A 20,504-nucleotide genomic window follows, 5' to 3' on the forward strand; every position below is an offset into this window, starting at 1 on the left:
CATGACCCACAACAAAAAGACCGGAGCTTTCAAGCTCAAAGCCCTTTGCTTCGCACTGCTGGGCAGCCTGGCCGTTTGCAGTCAGATGACAGTGGCAGCGACGGCTGAAGACGCGGCGAAACTCTCGAAAAGCCTGACGCCTTTCGGTGCTGAACGTGCCGGCAACGCTGACGGTTCCATTCCCGCCTGGGACGGTGGTTACACCAAGGTCGATCCCTCCTATAAGGAAGGTGGAAAACGCTCCGATCCGTTTGCCGCGGACAAACCGCTGTTCAGCATCACCTCGAAAAACCTTGCGCAATACGCCGGCAAGCTCAGCGATGGCACCAAGGAAATGTTCAAGCGTTTCCCGGACACCTACCGCATCGATGTTTACCCGACCCGGCGCTCGGCCGCCGCACCACAGTGGGTGTATGACAACACCCTGAAAAACGCTACCCGCGCCAAACTGGTCGACAGCAGCGCCGGTCCCGTACCGCAAGGCGCGTTTGGCGGCATCCCGTTCCCGGTGCCAAGCAATGGCGCCGAAGCCATGTGGAACCACGTGCTGAACTGGCGAGGCACCTCGGTGGCGATGCATTTTCGTCACTACCTGATGACCGCCGATGGCAAACAGGTGATGACCACCGACGGCAAGGCCATCCAGGAAATGCCGTATTACTACCAGGATGGGTCGCCGGAAACGTTTGCCGGTGATTACTGGCTGTTCCGTCTGCTCAACGTCGGGCCACCGTTGCGTGCCGGCGAGCAGATCATGGGCCGCACCAACATCAATGGCGACCTGTCCCAGGCGCACGTTTACCTGACCGGTCAACGCCGGGTGCGCAAGCTGCCAAATGCCTGCTGCGATACCCCGACACCTGCCACTGCCGGCGTGATGTCGTTCGACGAGTTGAGCGTATTCCAGGGCCGCATGGACCGCTTCGACTGGAAGCTGGTGGGCAAGCAGGAGATGTACATCCCCTACAACACCAACAAAGTGCAAACCGCCGGCAAACCTGAGGATCTGTTCCTCGCACACCACATGAACCCTGATTACGTGCGTTGGGAATTGCACCGGGTCTGGGTCGTGGAGGCTGACTTGGCGCCGGGTAAACGTCACCAGTTGCCGAAGGGCCGCTACTACCTCGATGAAGACACCTGGCAAGCGATGCTGGGCGACCGCTGGGACGCCAACGGCCAACTGGCCAAGACCCTGTGGTCGTTGCCGGCAGTCATGCCGGACCTGCCCGCTCAAGCGCAATTGTCCTCGGGCTTTTATGACCTGACCTCAGGCGCCTGGTTTATCCAGAACGTCTACACCGGCTTGCCGGAGCAGTACGGCTTGGTGGATCGCTATAAGGCTTCGGAGTTTTCGCCTGCAGCGATGGCGGGTGCCGGGGTTCGTTGAGTCAGGCCGGATCGTGGTTTGTGGAGCGCGATCCGGTTTTTAACGGTTTTTCGAGGTCGGTAATGAACAGAATCTGTCAGGTGGTTGGTCGGCTGATGTGGCTTATGGCGTTGCCTCTGGCGATGCCATTGAGCCTGGCGCAGGCCGCGGCGGTGGGCGACGTACTGAACACCCCGGCGATGCAGGTACCGCAAGCAACCTCCGCGGTGCTGCTGGATCTGGCCCGGGCGGGTTTACGCCTGGTAGCGGTGGGGGAGCGGGGCATCGTGCTGCTTTCCGATGACAACGGCGCAAGCTGGCGTCAGGTCGCCGTGCCGGTTTCGGTCAGCCTGACGGCGGTGCAGTTCGTCAACGCCAGCACGGGGTGGGCCGTGGGGCATGGCGGTGTCGTCCTGGCCTCCCGTGACGGGGGTGAACACTGGGTCGTGCAACTGGATGGCCTTCGAGCGGCGCAACTTGAGCTGGCCGCCGCCAGGGAGCAATTGCCTGCCGCCAACGACCAGGACGCAGCCGCCGTACGTGTGCAAACAGCTGAACGTTATGTCGGGGAGGGCGCTGACAAGCCGTTTCTTGCCCTTCAGTTCGTGGATGACCAACACGGCGTGATTGTCGGGGCTTACGGCTTGGCCTTTCACACCGATGATGGCGGTTCCACCTGGCATTCGATCATGGGGCAAATCGACAACCCGATGGGCGCGCACTTGTCTGCCATCGCTCAACAGGGTGAACACTGGTTTTTGGCCGGCGAGCAGGGTTACCTCGCTCGCTCGGACGATGCCGGCAAGTCATTCACTCAGCTGGAAAGCCCCTATGCGGGCAGCTTTTTCACCCTGCAATTGCGCGATGACGGCACCTTGCTGGTGGCCGGCCTGAAGGGCAATGCGTTTTCCTCCCGCGATCTGGGCGAGAGCTTCCAGCCAGCGCCCGTGTCGATGCCGGTGTCGTTCAGCGATGCGATCCGCACCGATGACGGCCAGTTGCTGCTGGTCAATCAAACCGGTGCCTTGTTTCGCACCAACAGCCAACCCGATGCATTGCTCCAACCCTATGGCAAACCGCTCGGCAAGCCCGTTTCCAGTGTTATTCAGGCCGCCGATGGCAGCCTGGTACTCGCGGGTTTCACTGGGTTGACGCGCCTTTCGCCGTCAATCGTTACCGCTTCGGAGTGAGGTTATGAAGTCTTTCGACAACGCCACGCAAAGCCTGGCGAATTTCGATCCACGCTCCGGTTCGGTGGTGGAACGCACGCTGTTCAATCACCGCCTGTGGGTGCTGCTGGTGTGTGTGCTGACAACCCTGGTATTGGGTTATCAAGCCACCCGCATCGAGCTCAATGCCAGTTTCGAAAAGATGATCCCCACACAACAGCCCTACATTGCCAACTACCTTGAGCACCAGAAACAGCTCACCGGTCTAGGCAATGCCCTGCGCATTGTGGTGGCCAACCGGCAAGGCAGCATCTACGACGCCGAGTATTTGAAAACCCTGCAGGCCATGAGCGACCAACTCTACCTGCTGCCGGGTGTCGACCGGGCTTACATGAAGTCGCTGTGGACACCCGCCACCCGTTGGGTCGCAGTGACCGAAGACGGCCTTGATGGCGGTCCGGTGATACCCGATGACTACAGCGGCACCACCGCCAACCTCGATGCACTGCGGCGCAATGTGCAGCGCTCAAATGAACTCGGACAGCTGGTGGCGTTCGATCAGACTTCCAGCATCATTTACGTGCCGTTGTTGGCAACCACTTCTGACGGCAAGGCACTTGATTACGCGGTCCTGTCCGAGCAGTTGGAGACGCTGCGCAGCACCCATCAAAGCGCAAAAATCGACATTCACATCACCGGTTTCGCGAAAAAAGTCGGCGACCTGATTGCCGGTCTGAAACAGATTCTGCTGTTCTTTGCCGTCGCGATCCTGATCACCACCGCCGTGCTGTTTTGGTACACCCGGTGCCTGCGCAGTACCGTGCTGGTGGTGTTGTGCTCGCTGGTCGCGGTGGTCTGGCAACTCGGTTTGCTGCCCTTGCTGGACTACCAACTGGACCCGTATTCCGTGCTGGTGCCGTTTCTGGTGTTTGCCATTGGCATGAGCCACGGCGCGCAGAAGATGAACGGCATCATGCAAGACATCGGTCGTGGCATGCACCGGGTGGTGGCTGCACGCTTCACTTTTCGTCGTTTGTTCCTCGCCGGGCTGACGGCGCTGCTGTGTGATGCCGTGGGTTTTGCGGTGCTGATGCTGATCAAGATCCAGGTCATCCAGGACCTCGCGGTGATCGCCAGCATTGGCGTCGCGGTGTTGATCTTCACCAACCTGATCCTGCTGCCGGTGTTGCTCTCGTATGTCGGCGTTTCTCCCCGTGCGGCACAACTGAGCCTCAAGAGCGAACAAGCCGAGCAATCCGGTCAGGCGCGACATGGGTTCTGGCGCTTTCTTGACCTATTCACCCATCGTCGTTGGGCCAGCCTGTGCATCGCCATCAGCCTTGCGTTGGCGGTTGTCGGTTTTCTAGTGGGCCTGCAACTGAAAATCGGTGACCTCGACGTCGGTGCGCCGGAGCTGCGTGCGGACTCGCGCTACAACCAGGACGATGCCTTTCTGACCCGTCACTACGGTGCCAGTAGTGACCTGTTTGCGGTGATGGTGAAAACACCGGCCAGCAGTTGTGCGCGCTACGACATCCTCGCCAAGGTCGATGCCCTGGACTGGCAACTGCGCGCTTTGCCGGGTGTGGACTCGACCAACTCACTGGCGTTGCTGAACCGTCGCATGCTGGTCGGGCTCAGTGAAGGCAACCCGAAGTGGTATGAGCTACAGAACAACCAGGCGATGCTCAACATGATCACCGCCAGTGCGCCGCGTGGGTTGTACAACGAAGACTGCAGCCTGTTGACCCTGTACGCCTACCTCACCGACCACAAGGCCGAGACGCTGACGCGCTTGGTCGACCACGTGGAAAAATTTGCCGCCGAGAACAACACCGACGAGGTGCAGTTCCTTCTGGCCGCCGGTAACGCCGGTATCGAAGCAGCAACCAACATTGTGGTCAAACAAGCCAACCGCGAGATGCTCGTCTGGGTCTACGGCGCGGTGATTGTGCTGTGCCTGATCACATTCCGCTCCTGGCGCGCGACGCTGTGCGCGGTCATTCCGCTGATGCTGACGTCCATCCTCTGTGAAGCGTTGATGGTCTGGCTGAACATGGGGGTGAAAGTCGCCACGCTGCCGGTCATCGCCTTGGGTGTCGGTATCGGTGTCGACTATGCGTTGTACGTGATGAGCATTCTGCTGGGGCATTTGCGCCAGGGGGCGAGCCTGTCCGAAGCGTATTACCGCGCGCTGGTGTCCACCGGCAAGGTGGTGATGCTGACCGGTATTACCCTGGCCATCGGCGTGGCGACCTGGACGTTCTCACCCATCAAATTCCAGGCCGACATGGGTGTCCTGCTGGCCTTCATGTTCATCTGGAACATGGTCGGTGCCTTGGTGTTGCTGCCGGCATTGGCGTACTTCCTGTTACCCGCACGCAGCGCTGCGACCGGTGCGGTTGTAGCGGTGAATGGGGTCAAGGTGGCGGGTTCTGATCCGGCGGTTGTTGCGAACGTTCACCCACTGCGCATTAAGGATCACTGCCATGGTCGCTAATTCCTTGATAGACAACTCCACCCGACACGCCGGATTGCCGCAATCGCTGTTGCTGCTGCTGGGAAGCTGTTTGCCGGTGCTGGGGGCCGTATTGCTGGCCCCGGTATTGCCACGGATGCAGGCGCATTTCGCCGATGTCGCTGGCAGCGCCGTGCTGGTCCCCATCGTACTGACCTTGCCGGCATTGGTGATTGCGATGCTGGCGCCGTTCGCCGGGCTGATCGCCGACAGGCTGGGGCGCAAGCCATTGCTGCTCGCCAGTATGTTGCTGTACGTCCTCTGTGGCGTGCTGCCGCTTTGGCTCGACTCGCTGCAGATGATCGTGCTCAGCCGTGCGGGCATCGGATTGGCCGAGGCGGGCATCATGACCTGCTGCACCACGCTGATGGGCGACTATTACAGCGGTGCCAAACGTGAACGCTTGTTCGCCTTGCAGATGGTCGCCACCTCGTTGTCCGCAGCGGTGTTTATCGCGCTGGGTGGGTTCCTAGGGCAAGACGACTGGCGTACGCCGTTCGCGCTGTACGCCGTGGGTTTGATCTTCTTGCCGCTGATGGCCTGGCAGTTGTGGGAACCGCAGGCTCGCCCGCAGGCAGAGCAAGCAACGCAAGCGGTGCCCACAGGCAAATTTCCATGGCGCGCGCTCACACCCCTGTACGTGCTGGCGCTGTTGGCAGGTTTGAGCCTGTTTATCGTGCCGGTGCAGGCCGGTTACCTGCTCAATCTGCTGCAAGTGGACGCACCGGAAAAAATCGGCCTGACCATGGGCGCCAATCAACTGGGCGTTCTGGTCGGTGCACTGAGTTTTCGTTTGTTCAGCGGGAGGCGCGGGCAGCACATGTTGCTGATCGCCTATGTGCTGGCGGGCATCGGCGGATTGTTGATGGCTGATGCCTTGAGCCATGTGCAGGTCGTGGTCGCCGTGCTGATCAACGGCCTGGGCGTTGGCTTGATGCTGCCGACGCTGATCACCTGGATCATGGCGCAAGTTAATTTCCATCAACGCGGGCGGGCTGCGGGTTGTTTTACCGCCGCCATCTTCGCCGGCGAATTTATCAGCCCCCTTGCAGTGCTGGGCATGACTCATGGCGCCGCTAGGGCGCTACCGCAGGCGTTGGCCATTGTCGGCGGGCTGCAACTGTTGGTGGCGGTGTTGTGTCTGGCCGTGCCCCGGATCGCGGGACTGTTGGACGACGCGAACATTGTTGTCGGTGACACCACCATCGGCGACGGAAACTGAACGAGGATTTTCCATGCAAGCGCTTCCTGAATTCAAACGAGTGGTTACCGGTCACGATCAACAGGGTCGGGCCATCGTCGCCAGTCATGGGCCGACGCCCAATGTGTTCCCGCTGTCTTCCGTGCCGGGCACGGTGTTTCATGAACTGTGGAACAGCCGCACCAGCCCGGCGTTACTCGACAACGCCAGTGATCCGAGCAGCAAACCGTTGCAACTCAGCCCCGGACCACAGGGCAGCGTCATTCGGGTGGTGGACATTCCTCCGGACAGCATTCAGAACCAGGTCAGCGATGAAAACGCCGCGGCGGTGTTCGCTGAAATTGGCCAGGTCCACGCGGGTACCGGGCAGGGCAGCGCCCGGCATAAATTGATGCACCGCACCGAAACCCTCGACTACGGCATCGTCACCGAGGGTGAAGTGTGGCTGGTGCTGGATGAGGAACAAGTGCACCTAAAACGTGGAGACGTGGTGGTGCAACGCGGCACCAACCATGCCTGGAGCAATCGCACCGAAGCGATGGCGCGCATGGTATTCATCCTCCTCGACGGGCGTTTCGCTGACGAGTTGAATCGTGAACAAGGAGCATCGATATGAAACTCGCCACCCTGAAAAACGGTAGCCGAGATGGCAGGCTCGTGGTGGTTTCGCGGGACCTGGCGTGGGCAGTGGATGCCGGTTCCGTGGCGCCCACCTTGCAACAGGCGATAGAGAACTGGAGTAGCGTGGAGCCGCGTTTGCAGGCACTTGCCAGCAAACTGAACGCTGGCGAAGCGGCGGAGGTCTTTGCCTTCGACCCGGCTCAGGCCATGGCGCCATTGCCGCGTGCTTACCAGTGGTGCGACGGCTCGGCATTCCTCAGCCATGGTGCGCTGATGCAGAAAGCGTTCAACCTTGATCCTATCGACGGCGTCGAACACACGCCGCTGATGTACCAGGGCGCCGGCGACGATTTCATGGGGGGGCGCGACGATATCGCGCTGCCAAGCGAAAGCCAGGGCATCGACTTCGAAGGCGAGTTTGTGGTGCTGGTGGATGACGTGCCCATGGGGTGCGCCGCCGAACAGGCGCTGCAACACATCAAGCTGATTCTGCAAATCAATGACGTCAGTTTGCGCGCCCTGGCCCCACGGGAAATGCACACAGGCTTTGGATTTTTGCAGGCCAAACCCTCATCCAGCTTCGCCCCCGTGGCCATCACGCCGGACGAACTGGGTGATGCCTGGCGGGACGGGCGCGTGCATCTGCCCTTGCAGGTGCACTGGAACGGCCAATGGTTTGGTCATCCGCACGGCGGGCAGATGAATTTCAGTTTTGGCCAGTTGATCGCCCATGCCGCCCTGACTCGCAGGTTGGGTGCCGGCACGTTGATGGGTTCCGGCACGGTCTCCAATGCCGAACGCAGTGTGGGCTCCGCTTGCATCGCCGAGCGTCGAGCAATTGAAATGATCGAACAGGGTGCCGCGCAAACCGGGTTCATGCGCTTTGGTGATCGCGTGCACATGGATGTTCAGGGGCGCGACGGCCAGTCGTTGTTCGGTGCAATCGATCAACGTGTGGTTCAGGCTCAGGGCTGAGGAGTGGCACATGCGAGTATTGATTACCGGCGCCAATGGTTTTGTGGGGCGTGAATTGGTGCGATGCCTGCTGGCGCGCGGCAGCTTGCGCGGTCGCGTCATCGATTCGTTGTTGGTGCTGGATACCGACCTGCAAGGCTTGCCGGAGGACCCGCGTTTGCGCCGTCATTACGGCAGCATTACCGATGTGGCCTTGATGCGCCGGGTGTTGGCCGACGGCATTGACGTGGTGTTCCACCTGGTCAGTATCCCCGGTGGCGCCGCCGAAGAGCAGTACGAACTGGGTTATCAGGTCAACCTGCTGGCCAGCCTGGAGTTGCTTAACCAGCTGCGCAATAAAGCGCTGCCACCGGTGCTGGTGTATGCCAGCAGCGTGGCGGTGTACGGCGCCCAGTTGCCGGCAAAAATGAACGAGCAGGCTGAACTGCGTCCGCAATTGTCTTATGGCACGCACAAAGCCATGGTCGAGAGCGCCATTATCGACCTCGGCCGGCGAGCCGAAGTGGACGGCCGCGTACTGCGCCTGCCGGGCATCGTTGCCCGCCCGCGTGAACCCAATGGCTTGCGCTCGGCCTTCATGAGCGATTTGTTGCGCGCATTTGCCGAAGGCGATGCCTATCGTTGTCCTGTCTCTGCGCAGGCAACAGCGTGGTGGATGTCAGCGCGTTGCTGTGTGAACAACCTGATTCACGCTGCCGAACTCGATAGCAACCAATGGGCGTCGCAACGGGTATGGCAGTTGCCGGTGCTGCATCTGTCCATTGCCCAGGTGGTGGACGCATTGGCGGCGAGTTATGGGCAGGAACGCCGCAGCCTGATCAGCCATGACCCCGATACCCAACTGGAAGCGTTGTTCGGGCGCATGCCGCCACTGAAAACCCCGCAGGCGCGCGCCGCCGGTTTCAGCCATGACGGCAATGCTGCCGCGCTGATTCGCAACGCCCTGAATCCCGCCACCCCTCGCCACTTGTCGCTCACTGGAGACACGATTCATGTCGCAGCCAACCAAGCCTAAACGTCGTCTTGTAGATCTCTCGGTCACCCTCGACAACAACCCCTACACGGACCCACCTCCGTTATTGCCGAAGATTGACTACATGGATCACCAGCAAGGCTGGCCCGAGATGGCGGCGATGTTCCCCGGGTTGCAACTCGATCAGATGCCGGGCAACGAATCCTGGGCGGCCGAGCGGCTGCACATCACCACTCACAGTGGAACGCACATGGATGCGCCTTGGCATTACGCCTCGACCACGGATGGCGGCGAGCCAGCGTTTGGCATCGACGAATTGCCGCTGGAGTGGTGCCTGCAACCGGGCGTGAAGCTGGATTTCCGGCACATGGCGGACGGGCACGTGGTGACCGCCGATGAGATTGAAGCCGAGCTGACGCGAATTGGCCATGCGTTGCAGCCGCTGGACATCGTACTGATCAACACCCGGGCCGGCGCGATATTTGGTCAACCGGGTTACCTCGATGCCGGCGTCGGAATTGGCCGTGAAGCTACCTTGTATCTGCTGGAGCGCGGGGTGCGTGTCGTCGGCACCGATGCCTGGAGTTGGGACGCACCGTTCAAGTACACCCGCGAGCGTTTTGCCGCGGACGGAGATGCCTCGATTATTTGGGAGGGGCACAAAGCGGGGCGCGATATCGGTTATGGGCAGATGGAAAAGCTCGCCAATCTTGAAGCCCTGCCGGCCAGCGGGTTCGTGGTGTCGTGTTTCCCCTACAAGATCAAACATGCGTCGGCGGGGTTTGTACGCGCGGTTGCGATATTCGAAGAGTAAGCATCCGCCGGGTAAGTGACCAGGTTGTCGTTCCTCGATTAAACACAATAAGAGAGAAAATATGCCGCTTTTGCGTTTGCCTCACGCCTTGCTGATTAGCGCACTCACACTGGGTAGCAGCCTGGCCATGGCAGCCAGTACTGACCAGACGCAACCCAATATTCTGCTGATTCTCGCCGACGACCTGGGTTATTCCGACTTGGGAAGCTACGGTGGCGAAATCAGCACGCCAACACTCGATGCACTGGCTCACGAAGGCATGCAGTTCACCAGCATGTACGCCGCGCCAACCTGTTCGATCACGCGCTCGATGCTGATGTCCGGCACCGACAACCACCTCGCCGGGCTTGGCACCATGGCTGAGGCATTGCAGCCTTTTCAACGGGGCAAACCGGGTTACGAGGGGTATCTCAACCAGCGCTCTTACTCCATTGCCGAGTTACTCAAAGCGGGTGGCTACAACACCTTGATGGTAGGTAAATGGCATTTGGGACTGGAACCTGATCAAGGACCGGATCAACGAGGATTCCAGCAGTCTTTCACTTTGCTGGAGGGCGGTGCACCGCACTTCAAACCCTCCAGTGTCGATCCGGCAAAAATCGAGCAAGTGCACTACCGGGAAAACGGCCAAGCCGTGGAGTTACCGGAGAACTTTTATTCCTCGGACTTCTACACCGACAAGTTGATCAGCTACCTGCAAAACAGCAAAAAGGACGGCAAGCCATTTTTTGCCTACGCCGCTTTCACTTCACCTCACTGGCCATTGCAAGCCCCCAAGGCGTACCTGGAGAAGTACCAGGGGCGGTTTGATCAGGGGTATGACAGCGTACGTCTGGCGCGAATCGAGCGGATGAAGAGTCTTGGCCTAATGGCGAACGACGCCGAGCCTGCGAACCCGCTGCCGGTGAATCCAAAGCTGCCGGGATGGGCCCAGTTGAGCCCTGAGCAGCAGCGTATCGAGGCGCGAAAGATGGAAATCTACGCGGCCATGGTCGATAACCTCGACCATAACATCGGTCGACTGATCGATTACCTGCGTCAGAGCGGGCAGTACGACAACACACTGATCGTGTTTATGTCGGATAACGGCGCGGCGGGGGAGAACCACGCCCAGTTCTATCCGCCGGGTGCGCATACCGATAATAGTTACGCCAACCTTGGGCAGAAAGGTTCACAGATCGACTATGGCTTGCGCTGGGCCGAGGTCAGTGCTGCACCGTTCCACCTGTTCAAAGGCACCACCGCAGAAGGCGGCATCAGCGTGCCGGCGATTATCCGGATGCCCAAGACCCAGCGTCGTCAGGGTGTGGAGCGTGGCATTGTCCGAGTAGATGACCTGGCACCGACCTTTCTGGAACTGGCGGGAATCGCGGTGCCCACCGAAGCGCCAACAGGCACGAGCAAACACCCGATTACCGGTAAATCAATGCTGCCGATGCTCGCCGGCAAAGGCAGCCCTCACACCAATGACAGCCTGGCCGGGGAGCTGTTCGGCAATGCTTATTACCGCGAGGGCAGCCTCAAACTGTTGGGCATGCGACCCCAGGCAGGCTTTGGCGACAACGCGCAGCCATTGCAATGGCAATTGTTCGACGTGGCGCAAGATCGTGGGGAAACCACTGACCTGGCTGCCTCCCAACCGGATACGGTACAGCGGTTGAAGGAGGCTTGGTTGAAGTATGCCGAGCAGGTGGGGGTGGTGTTTGCTGCGCATTGACCTGAGCGCTTAGATGCCCGCGTGAAATTTCGAGGGAGGGCTGCCTTTATGCACTCGGTCAGATGCATGATGGCAGACACCGTACATGAACCCTTTTTGATCTGCCCATAAATAACATCTCCCAACTCATACAGAGGAATACCCACTAGGGTCTTCCACGGGGTCAATCCAGTCCCCAGTTGCTTCCATCCGATTGGGCTAAATCAAGTATCGTGAATGTTGTGTTGGTCTTTGGTAAATTCGGCCGACAAACAGACTGCTTGGCACGCAGCTTCAGATACTGAGCTTTAAATTCGGAAATCTTCATGGCAAAGAAATCAATAGCATCCTCCACCGACACATCGGTGACAGCAGCCAAGAAGGGTTCCAGCCTGACCTTGATCGATGTTGCCAAGGTGGCGGGTGTTTCGCCGATGACCGTTTCCCGGGCATTGCATCGACCGGAATTGGTTACCGAGGATACTCGCGAAAAAGTTCGTGAAGCCGTGCGTAAGACTGGATATGTACCGAACATGCTGGCCGGGGGATTGGCGAGTAATAAAAGCCGTTTGGTCGCGATTTTCCTCCCGACTATCGCGAACTCAATTTTCGCAGACACCGTGCAAGCACTGATGGACCGCCTGACCCAAGCGGGCTACCAAACTCTGCTGGGTCTTACAGGCTACTCCGCCGAGCAGGAAGAAAACCTGCTTGAAGCTGTTCTTGGTCGGCGTCCGGACGGGATTGTTTTGACTGGCACACTGCACACCGAATCCAGTCGGCTACGCATTGCTCAGGCCGGTATTCCGGTCGTTGAGGCGTGGGACTTGAGCGAAGCGCCCCTGGATATGCTGGTCGGTTTCTCTCATGAAAAAGTGGGGGAGGAGACCGCACGGCATTTGTTGAAAAAGGGCTACAAGCGTTTCTCGGTGGTGACGATCAGTGATCCTCGCGGGCTGCGCCGTTGCAACAGCCTTATCGCGGAGTTGAAGCGCCACGGCATCGAACAAGTGCCCATGGAAGTGTTGGCGCCGCCAGCCACGCTCGAAGTCGGCAGGGAAGGGCTTCGACGGCTGTTGGAGCAACCAGTTCGACCCGACATCGTGGTGTGCAGCTCTGACACAGTGGCACAAGGCGTTTTGGCAGAAGCCGCCAGCCGAGCGATGAATGTGCCCTCTGACCTCGCCGTCATGGGATTCGGGGATTTGAGCAGCGCGGCACAAGTTTATCCATCGTTGTCGACCGTCAGCGTGGATGGCAAAAACATTGGTCTGCAAGTGGCTCAGGCACTGCTCGAGCGCTTTGAACAACCCAATGCCAGTCATCATCCTGTGCGAATCGATACAGGCTTCACCCTCATCGACCGCGCCAGTACCTAACCTGAAAAATCTCTTTTACCGACAAACGCACGGTTGAATGATTGCGCAATCAGTGTAATATCGGCTCAAAGGCTCTATCGACGGGGCCTTTTTTAGCAACCCACATGATTGCGCAATCATTGCCCGATCAAGCCGCTATCAGGAGCTGCAAGGGCCACAAGGATTCATTGCTGTACTCACAATAAGGAAAATAATAGTGATCAACCCTACGCAAGCGGTAGCGAAGACGAACGTCCGCTATCTAATCCTCGTGATGATTTTCATCGTCACAGTTTTCAACTACGTTGACCGGGCGACGCTGTCCATTGCGGCCCCCAGCATGCGCACTGATCTTGGCTTCGATGCCATGACCATGGGCATCGCCTTCTCGGCATTCGGCTGGGCGTACACATCGATGCAACTGCCTGGCGGCATTATCCTCGATCGATTTGGCTCTCGAGTCGTTCTCGGGATGAGCCTCATCATCTGGTCGGTTTTTACCTTTCTGCAAGGCTACGTTGACCTGTTCAGTTCGGCCTTTCTCGCGCTGTTTGTTTTGCGCTTCATGATGGGTGTTGCTGAAGCACCTGCGTTCCCCGCCAATAACCGTTTGACCGTTATGTGGTTCCCGCGCCACGAACGTGGTTTGGCCACGGCGGTGTTCCAGTCCGCTCAGTATTTTGCCCTGGCCGCCTTCACTCCCTTGATGGTCTGGCTGGTCAGCACCTGGGGTTGGCAGCACGTGTTTTGGGTGACAGGTGGCGCCGGTATCCTGATTGGTTTTATGTGGTTCCGGATGGTTCAGGAACCACGCAAAGACAAGCGTGCCAATCAGGCTGAGATCGACTACATCGAAGCTGGAGGTGGCCTGCCAACTATCGGTGACGTGAAAACGCCATTTAGTTGGAAGCGCATGAAGGCCATCGGTGGCAATCGCATGATGGCAGGCATCTATCTTGGGCAGTTTTGCCTGACGTCGATTACCTGGTTTTTCCTGACCTGGTTCCCGACCTACCTGATCGAAGCCAAAGGCATGACCATGCTGAAAGTTGGTCTGGTCGCAGCCATTCCACCTATCGCCGGGTGCCTGGGTGGCATGATCGGCGGCGTCTGGTCGGATTGGATGCTACGCAAAGGCTTCAGCCTCACCGCAGCCCGCAAGACCCCCATCATCTGTGGCTTGTTGCTCTCCAGTAGCATCATGGTCGCGAACTACACCCAATCGATCACCTTGGTGATTCTGGTGATGTCCGTCGCCTTCTTCGCCAAAGGCGTGGGCAACCTGGGCTGGTGCATTGTCGGTGACGTGTCCCCGGCGCGGGCCATGGGGGTCAGCGGCGCTATGTTCAACTTCTGCGGCAACCTCGCCAGCATTGTTACGCCTATTGCCATCGGCGTAATGATCAACCAGTTGGGATCCTTCGATGTCGCGCTGATGTATGTCGCGGGTATGGGATTGCTCGGCGCGTTTTCCTACCTGTTTATCGTCGGGCCACTCAAGCGCCTGCAACTTGATGATTTTGAAGAACTACCGGTCAACCCTGTCGAAGGCGCTCCGGTGAACACTCAGTTTTCAAATCCACGTACCTGATCTCTTTCAAGACCTCATCACTGTTAAGGAGAGCTCCATGCTCGCACAACAAGAACCTATCAAATCCTCCGACGATGATCGCATTGCATGGGTTCGGGTCTCTTCGGTATTTTTGCCTCTGGCCAATCCCATAAGCGATGCCAAGGTGCTAACGGGACGGCAAAAGCCGATGACCGAGATCGCGATCCTGTTCGCGGAAATCGAAACCATCGATGGTCACCGTGGCCTTGGTTTCAGCTACTCCAAGCGTGCAGGCGGGCCGGGTCAATTCGCCCACGCAAAGGAAATCGCTCCGGCGTTGATCGGGGAAAACCCGAGTGACATTTCCAAGCTTTGGACAAAGCTGTGCTGGGCTGGCGCATCCGTAGGCCGTAGCGGCATGTCGACTCAGGCCATCGGTGCCTTCGACGTGGCGCTGTGGGATTTGAAAGCCAAGCGCGCCAACTTGTCACTGGCCCGATTGCTCGGTGCTCAACGTGATTCCGTACGCTGCTACAACACCTCAGGTGGTTTCCTTCACACGCCGCTTGATCAGTTGATGAAGAACACCGACCTGTCCCGTGAGAAGGGCATTGGTGGTATCAAACTTAAAGTCGGGCAGCCGGATTGTGCCATCGATATTGAGCGTGTGAGCACCGTGCGCAAGCACCTGGGGGACAACTTCCCTCTAATGGTTGATGCCAACCAGCAATGGGATCGCCCGACTGCGCAGCGCATGTGCCGCCAGTTCGAAGAGTACAACCTGATCTGGATTGAAGAGCCGCTGGACTGCTATGACGCCGAGGGCCACGCCGCGTTGGCACAACAATTCGATACGCCGATCGCCACGGGTGAAATGCTCACCAGCGTTGCCGAGCACGCCGAGTTTATCAAGCTGCGCGGCGCTGACTTCTTGATGCCCGATGCACCACGAGTAGGCGGTATTACCCCTTACCTGAAGGTCGCCTCAATGGCCGAGCAAGCGGGACTCATGTTGGCACCGCACTTTGCCATGGAGTTGCACGTTCACTTGGCGGCCGCATACCCCACCGAACCGTGGGTCGAACATTTCGAATGGCTTGAGCCGCTCTTCAATGAGCGCCTGGAAACGCGCGACGGCCGCATGCTGGTTCCCACACGTCCTGGTTTGGGGCTGACACTCAGCGAGCAAGTAAAACCGTGGACCGCGCAAGAAGCCGAGGTGGGCACTCGTCCTTGAAGAACCTTTGGTCGCCCGGTGTGTATTGCACATCGGGCGGCCGTTTTAATCCGTATGCTTTCGTGCTCTCAACCACCTGAAGAAACATCTGCGAAAGGGAAGCTATCCCTGCTTCTTTACATGAAAAAGGGCATGTCCAACTGAAGTGTCCTGTCTGGCAGATCGACAAAAAATACAAACCACAATTGTGGTCAAGTCAAAGACTTCCTCTTGCAACAACTCATCGCCAAGGCCGGCGAAACAGAAGAGTCATTCAAAAGTTTCGCAGTATTATTCAATACATTGTTCGCTAAACCCTCTGAAACTGGCCTCTCAAAAATAACAACAGTTAGGAGGAAGTCATGAAGGTACTCAATATCTGCGCCAGCCTGCTTGTCCTTGCGACCACGTTCGCCAGCGTCGCACACGCGGCGGACAAACCAGAAATCAAGGCAAAAGTTGCATTGCAGGAGAGCGCTTCGTGGGACGGGACGCCTTATGAGTCTTACCCCAAGGGGCAGCCGCAACTCACGATACTGGAAATAACCATACCTCCCCACACGGCATTGCCTTGGCATCACCATCCCGTTCCGAATGCGGCCTACGTGGTGTCAGGGGAATTGACGATCGAGGACAGGCTATCGGGGACACGGCATAAGGTGGAAGCCGGGCAAGCATTCGCTGAGTCGGTGGGCGCCAGCCATCGCGGCGTAACCGGCGATCAGGCGGCCGTCGTGATAGTGACCTATTCGGGTGTCGAGGGCATCCCTCTGTCTGTTCCCGACAAAGGCGAAAAAGCCGAATTCGAACACGTCGAATAAACTGCCAGGTGGATGCGCCGCAAGGCCGGTTGTGCACCTTGCGGCCGTTTCGCCGTTTCATCGCGCCAACATGCCGCGTGCTCGACTAGAACACCTTGATCGGTACATTGACGATAAGCCTGAATTCATCGAGATTGCCTTCCAGTTGATATTCACTGGCACGGTGCGAAGAATAACTGGTGATCAGACTGATGTTCTTGAAGGTGCCCGATTGCACTGTGTAGCTGGCATTGGCGCCCACTTCATAGTGGCTTTCACCGCGCTGCTTGAGTACCGAGTTGTAGATGCCGTTCGGGCCACCGTCGTAATGACTGCCGTCGATGCCCATGCCCTTGATGTACCAGAGCGTTGTCTTGAAACCAGGTAGACCATAGGCGACCCAATCGTTGTTGTAGAACACCCCGATCGAGCGCTCATTGGGGCCGTTGAAGAAGGACATCATGGTATTGGGCAGGCTGATGGCATTGGATTCGTAGGGATAATCAAAATACTCGTCACCCTTGATTTGTTGCAGGCCTATCTTCAGCGAGTGGTTGCGCCATTGGGGAGTGATACTTACACCGTAGGCCTGCTGGTCGATTTTTCCGCCGATTTCGCGGCCACTGGACTGGGTGTTATAGGCGTCCAGTTGCACATCTACGTTCACCGATCCCCAGTTGGTTTTCTTGCCCAGGCCCAAATATTCGCGATCCCAGATGTCGTCGAAGCGAGAGACATAGGCGCTGCTGCGCCAGCCACCGGCAGAGATATAGTCGGCCCCGGCGTAAGCGTTGAAGTCACTGGTGACCAGGGGCGAACCGTAAGTGGGAGTCAGGTCCTGGCTTCCGGCCCCAGTCCGCGGCGAGCCCTTGTCGAAGTAGCCAGACTTGATCGTTAACCCTTCGATGTCACGACTTTCCAGGGATATCCCATTGAAAGTTGAAGGCAATGTACGGGTGTCGGTGTAGGACATCATCGGTGTCCTGACTTGCTGCCTGCCAATCTTGAGCAGTGTGTCGGCGACCTTGAACTTCAGCGTCGCGATGCCGAGTTTGCTCCAGTCATCAACCACATCGCCGTCCTGGTTGACCATCAATCGATTACTGCCGCCTGCCGCCGCTGTTCGGCTGCGCTCCAGCGCCACTGCGGAAAAGGTCGAAAGATCCAGCCCAAACTTCACCGGTCCCTCAGTGAAGCCAGAGACGAAGTCGAGTCTGACGCCTTCCAGCCAGGCAGTACGGTCACGCAGCTTGCGTACACCCTCTGGTGTCTGCAGTTTGAAGTAAGTGGCTCTGTGGCCGACTTCATGTGAGTACCATTGACGGGTATTGAGCGTCAGTGAACTGTCTTCCAGAAAGCCCTGTTCCTGGGCATTGACGGGGGAACTAGAAATAGCGGCCGCCAGCGAGCCGACCTTGAAGAGCGCCAAATTAACTTTGCGATACATAGACTTTGCCTGTTGTTGTTTTTAGGGCAGATAAGAAAAAAGTCGCCGAGTCATCGTTATGAATAGTTATTGCGCGGGCAGGGCGTCGCCCGACTTGTCCACCAGACCGCGGGCGGCCTGATGGTGGTCGTTCAGATAATTAGTTGCCGATTTAGCGGCTCGGGCACTTGGAAGTCATCAAACAGCAATGAAGTTGTATGCCGGAGCCTGCGGCATCAGTTGAGATAATCCTTCACAAGTTTCAGCCAGCAATCGGAGCCGATGCGAATCAGCTCGTCATTGAAGTCGTAGTGCGGGTTATGCACTGAGCAGCCATGAAACTCGCCGTCGCCGTTGCCCAGGAAGAAGTAGCAGCCGGGGACCTCAGTCAACATCCACGCGAAGTCTTCTGTCGCCATGATCTTCGCAGCGTGCGGCAACAAGTGGCCGGGCTTGAATAGCGGCTCCAGGCATTGGCGAAGCATCTCCGTCTCCTCCGCCGTATTGACGAGCGCCGGCGCCAGTTGCGTGGTTTCAAGTTCGATTTCGACGCCGAACATCTGTTCATGGCCTTGGGCGATCTCCGCCAAGCGCTGATTGATTTTGCCTTCGGTCTGCGCTGTGTCGGTACGCACGCTGATCAGCATCGATGCGGTGTCGGGAATGATGTTGTAGACGGTGCCAGCTTCGACCATGCCAATGCTGATCACGGCGTGCTCATCAACGCTGAGATTGCGCGACTTCACTGTCTGGATCGTGTTGATCAGGCTGGCCAGCACCGGTATTGGATCGACAGCGCGCTCGGGCATTGCGCCATGACCTCCGCGACCTTTAATCAACACGCTCACGCATTCCGAAGAGGCCATGGTGGGGCCCGCCTGTACCACAGCGGTCCCCACAGGAATTCCCGGCAAGTTGTGCAAAGCAAAGATCGCATCACAAGGGAAACGTCTGAAAAGACCGTCATCCATCATGGCCTTGGCTCCGCCCAAGCCTTCCTCGTCAGGTTGGAAAATCAGGTTGAGCGTGCCATTGAAGTCAGGCGACTGAGCCATTCGCCACGCTGCAGCCAGCAGGATAGCGGTATGGCCATCGTGGCCGCAGGCGTGCATGCGTCCCTCGATTCGGCTGGCATGGGCGAAGCGGTTTTTCTCCTGCATCGGCAGGGCGTCCATGTCGGCCCGCAGGCCCAATCGGCGAGTGCCGCTGCCTCGACGCAGTACGCCGACCACGCCATGTCCACCGATGCCGCGATGAACTTCGTAGCCCCAGTTTTCGAGCTTGCTTGCCACCAACTCGGCGGTCAGCGGGGTGTGCTCGCCCAGTTCAGGGTTCTGGTGGATTTCCCGGCGCAGCTGGATAAAGGCATCCAGGTCCAGTTCGCCGCGGGTTTGGTTCAATGCGTTCATCAGGTCACTCCCGACCAGGGTTTTCGGGGAATACAGCCAGGCACGCCAAACTGATGGCGCCGCCGACAAGCAGGTACAGTGCTGGCGCCTGGGGGTTATCCAGGGCCGTTGTGAGCCACGTGGCGATCAATGGGGAGAAGCCGCCGAACAAGGTAACGCCGAAGCTGTAGCTGACTGCGGTGCCCAGCGCGCGGCGATTTTTCGGAAAGGCTTCCATGATCAGGGCGAAGAAGGCACCCGAACCGATGCAGCCAGGCAGCACCAGAATCGCGATGACGAACATCGCCACCCACAAATTGGTGCTCAAACCGAGCAGGTAGAAGGCTGGCCACGCCAGTAGCACGGGCAGGGTGATCGTCCAGGCCAGCAGTTTCTTGCGCAGCCCGTGGCGATCCGCAAAGCGCCCGGCCAGGGGCGTGATGACAGCCAGACAGGCACTTGCCACGCAGGCGATCGCCAAGGCGCTACGTTGCGGGTAGCCCAGGGTGACCGTCAGGTAAGCAGGCAAATAGAAAATGAACAGGTAGATGCCGATGGTGGCGCTGGCCATCAGGCCGATCGCCAGAAGGGTGTGACGCAGATCGATGTGATCGCGCAACCGACCGTCGCGTTTAGTCGGTTGGGCTTCGTGAGTTTCCGGCAGGCATCGACGGATGTACCAGCCCAGCGGTCCGATGAGCAGCCCCAACATAAAGGGGATGCGCCAGCCCCAGCTTTCAAGCTCATCTACGCTCAGCGTATTGGTGAGCAGTAAACCGAGACCGGCCCCCACCATGGCCGCGTAGCCTTGGCTGGCAGCCTGCCAACTCACATTGCGACAGCGATTGGCGGTAGCGCTGGATTCCATCAGATACACCGACGCGGTGCCTATTTCACCTCCAGCTGAAAAACCCTGCGTGAGGCGGCCCGCCACCAGCATCAAGGTGCCGAACAAGCCGATATCCTGATAAGAAGGCGCGAAGGCAATCATCGCTGTGCCGAAGGTCATCAAGCTGATCGTGAGGCTCAAAGCGGCTTTCCGACCACGGCGGTCGGCAAAGCGACCAATCACGAGAGCGCCCACCGGGCGCATGAGGAAACCCACGCCAAACGTGGCCAGCGACATCAGTAGCGACGCCATTGCAGACTGTGCGGGAAAGAAGTTCTTTGCGATCACCACAGCGAAGAAGCTGTAGATCGTGAAGTCATACATTTCCAGGGCGTTGCCTAGAGCGCAGGCGACGGTGGCTTTCCTGGAACCGATCACGGAGGGCGTCACGGCGCAAAGGAGGGGGGGCGCTTGCAGAGTAGTCATCGATTTTTCCTGTGACAGTTTTGTTGTGGCCCGAATATCCGGCAAACACTGTCACTGCGCACTTGCGCTTTTCTTCGATGATTAACCGTTAGTTAAGATGCAGGGTCGCCTCT

At 58.5% G+C, this 20,504-nt stretch carries 17 protein-coding genes; 13 read left to right on the forward strand and 4 right to left on the reverse strand.

What is annotated here, in order from left to right; all coding sequences use genetic code 11:
* Position 1: 1 nt before the first annotated feature.
* The 9 genes from KUF73_RS09870 to KUF73_RS09910 all read left to right on the forward strand — a co-directional run bounded on the left by KUF73_RS09870 (position 2) and on the right by KUF73_RS09910 (position 11,357).
* On the forward strand, positions 2 to 1,390 hold the full coding sequence (locus tag KUF73_RS09870; protein WP_218437844.1) for a DUF1329 domain-containing protein: 1,389 nt from the start codon (positions 2 to 4) through the stop codon (positions 1,388 to 1,390).
* Between the two features lie 62 nt (positions 1,391 to 1,452).
* Positions 1,453 to 2,559: a YCF48-related protein gene (locus tag KUF73_RS09875; RefSeq protein WP_218437845.1), complete on the forward strand. Its 1,107-nt coding sequence runs from the start codon at positions 1,453 to 1,455 to the stop codon at positions 2,557 to 2,559.
* Between the two features lie 4 nt (positions 2,560 to 2,563).
* The gene (locus KUF73_RS09880; protein WP_218437846.1) at positions 2,564 to 5,038 is read left to right on the forward strand and encodes an RND family transporter; all 2,475 of its coding nucleotides are present in this window, start codon (positions 2,564 to 2,566) and stop codon (positions 5,036 to 5,038) included.
* Positions 5,028 to 6,278 carry an MFS transporter gene (locus KUF73_RS09885; RefSeq protein WP_218437847.1) on the forward strand — a complete coding sequence of 417 codons (1,251 nt, stop codon included), beginning with the start codon at positions 5,028 to 5,030 and terminating at the stop codon, positions 6,276 to 6,278. Before KUF73_RS09880 ends, KUF73_RS09885 begins: the two co-directional genes overlap by 11 nt.
* A 13-nt stretch (positions 6,279 to 6,291) precedes the next feature.
* Positions 6,292 to 6,873: a cupin domain-containing protein gene (locus tag KUF73_RS09890; RefSeq protein ID WP_218437848.1), complete on the forward strand. Its 582-nt coding sequence runs from the start codon at positions 6,292 to 6,294 to the stop codon at positions 6,871 to 6,873.
* On the forward strand, positions 6,870 to 7,853 hold the full coding sequence (locus KUF73_RS09895) for a fumarylacetoacetate hydrolase family protein (protein ID WP_218437849.1): 984 nt from the start codon (positions 6,870 to 6,872) through the stop codon (positions 7,851 to 7,853). Before KUF73_RS09890 ends, KUF73_RS09895 begins: the two co-directional genes overlap by 4 nt.
* A gap of 10 nt (positions 7,854 to 7,863) precedes the next feature.
* On the forward strand, positions 7,864 to 8,868 hold the full coding sequence (locus tag KUF73_RS09900) for an NAD-dependent epimerase/dehydratase family protein (RefSeq protein WP_218437850.1): 1,005 nt from the start codon (positions 7,864 to 7,866) through the stop codon (positions 8,866 to 8,868).
* A complete protein-coding gene (locus tag KUF73_RS09905; RefSeq protein WP_218437851.1) occupies positions 8,846 to 9,640 on the forward strand; it encodes a cyclase family protein in 795 nt (264 codons plus the stop codon). The genes KUF73_RS09900 and KUF73_RS09905 overlap by 23 nt, the downstream gene beginning before the upstream one ends.
* 61 nt (positions 9,641 to 9,701) lie before the next feature.
* Entirely contained in the window at positions 9,702 to 11,357 is a 1,656-nt protein-coding gene (locus KUF73_RS09910; RefSeq protein ID WP_218437852.1) for an arylsulfatase, read from the forward strand.
* Positions 11,358 to 11,520: 163 nt separating this feature from the next.
* On the opposite strand, the gene KUF73_RS09915 is transcribed toward KUF73_RS09910, so the two are convergent.
* Positions 11,521 to 11,715: a hypothetical protein gene (locus KUF73_RS09915; RefSeq protein ID WP_218437915.1), complete on the reverse strand. Its 195-nt coding sequence runs from the start codon at positions 11,713 to 11,715 to the stop codon at positions 11,521 to 11,523.
* On the opposite strand from KUF73_RS09915, the gene KUF73_RS09920 reads away from it, so the two are divergent.
* The 4 genes from KUF73_RS09920 (at position 11,663) to KUF73_RS09935 (ending at position 16,283) form a co-directional block, all read left to right on the forward strand.
* Positions 11,663 to 12,715, forward strand: coding sequence for a LacI family DNA-binding transcriptional regulator (locus tag KUF73_RS09920; protein WP_218437853.1), 1,053 nt, complete (start codon positions 11,663 to 11,665; stop codon positions 12,713 to 12,715). The genes KUF73_RS09915 and KUF73_RS09920 overlap by 53 nt on opposite strands.
* Before the next feature lie 253 nt (positions 12,716 to 12,968).
* Complete coding sequence (locus KUF73_RS09925; protein ID WP_256345541.1) at positions 12,969 to 14,285, forward strand: MFS transporter; 1,317 nt, start codon at positions 12,969 to 12,971, stop codon at positions 14,283 to 14,285.
* 37 nt (positions 14,286 to 14,322) lie between these two features.
* Entirely contained in the window at positions 14,323 to 15,483 is a 1,161-nt protein-coding gene (locus KUF73_RS09930) for a mandelate racemase/muconate lactonizing enzyme family protein (protein ID WP_218437855.1), read from the forward strand.
* A gap of 341 nt (positions 15,484 to 15,824) precedes the next feature.
* On the forward strand, positions 15,825 to 16,283 hold the full coding sequence (locus KUF73_RS09935) for a cupin domain-containing protein (protein WP_218437856.1): 459 nt from the start codon (positions 15,825 to 15,827) through the stop codon (positions 16,281 to 16,283).
* A gap of 85 nt (positions 16,284 to 16,368) precedes the next feature.
* Here KUF73_RS09935 and KUF73_RS09940 read toward each other — a convergent pair whose 3' ends face one another.
* The 3 genes from KUF73_RS09940 to KUF73_RS09950 form a co-directional block, all read right to left on the reverse strand.
* Positions 16,369 to 17,709 carry an OprD family outer membrane porin gene (locus KUF73_RS09940; protein ID WP_218437857.1) on the reverse strand — a complete coding sequence of 447 codons (1,341 nt, stop codon included), beginning with the start codon at positions 17,707 to 17,709 and terminating at the stop codon, positions 16,369 to 16,371.
* Positions 17,710 to 17,924: 215 nt separating this feature from the next.
* Complete coding sequence (locus tag KUF73_RS09945; protein WP_218437858.1) at positions 17,925 to 19,097, reverse strand: M20 aminoacylase family protein; 1,173 nt, start codon at positions 19,095 to 19,097, stop codon at positions 17,925 to 17,927.
* A gap of 4 nt (positions 19,098 to 19,101) precedes the next feature.
* Positions 19,102 to 20,391, reverse strand: coding sequence for an MFS transporter (locus KUF73_RS09950; RefSeq protein WP_218437859.1), 1,290 nt, complete (start codon positions 20,389 to 20,391; stop codon positions 19,102 to 19,104).
* Positions 20,392 to 20,504: the final 113 nt, after the last annotated feature.

The organism is Pseudomonas sp. PD9R, assembly GCF_019200975.1.
Lineage (GTDB): Bacteria > Pseudomonadota > Gammaproteobacteria > Pseudomonadales > Pseudomonadaceae > Aquipseudomonas.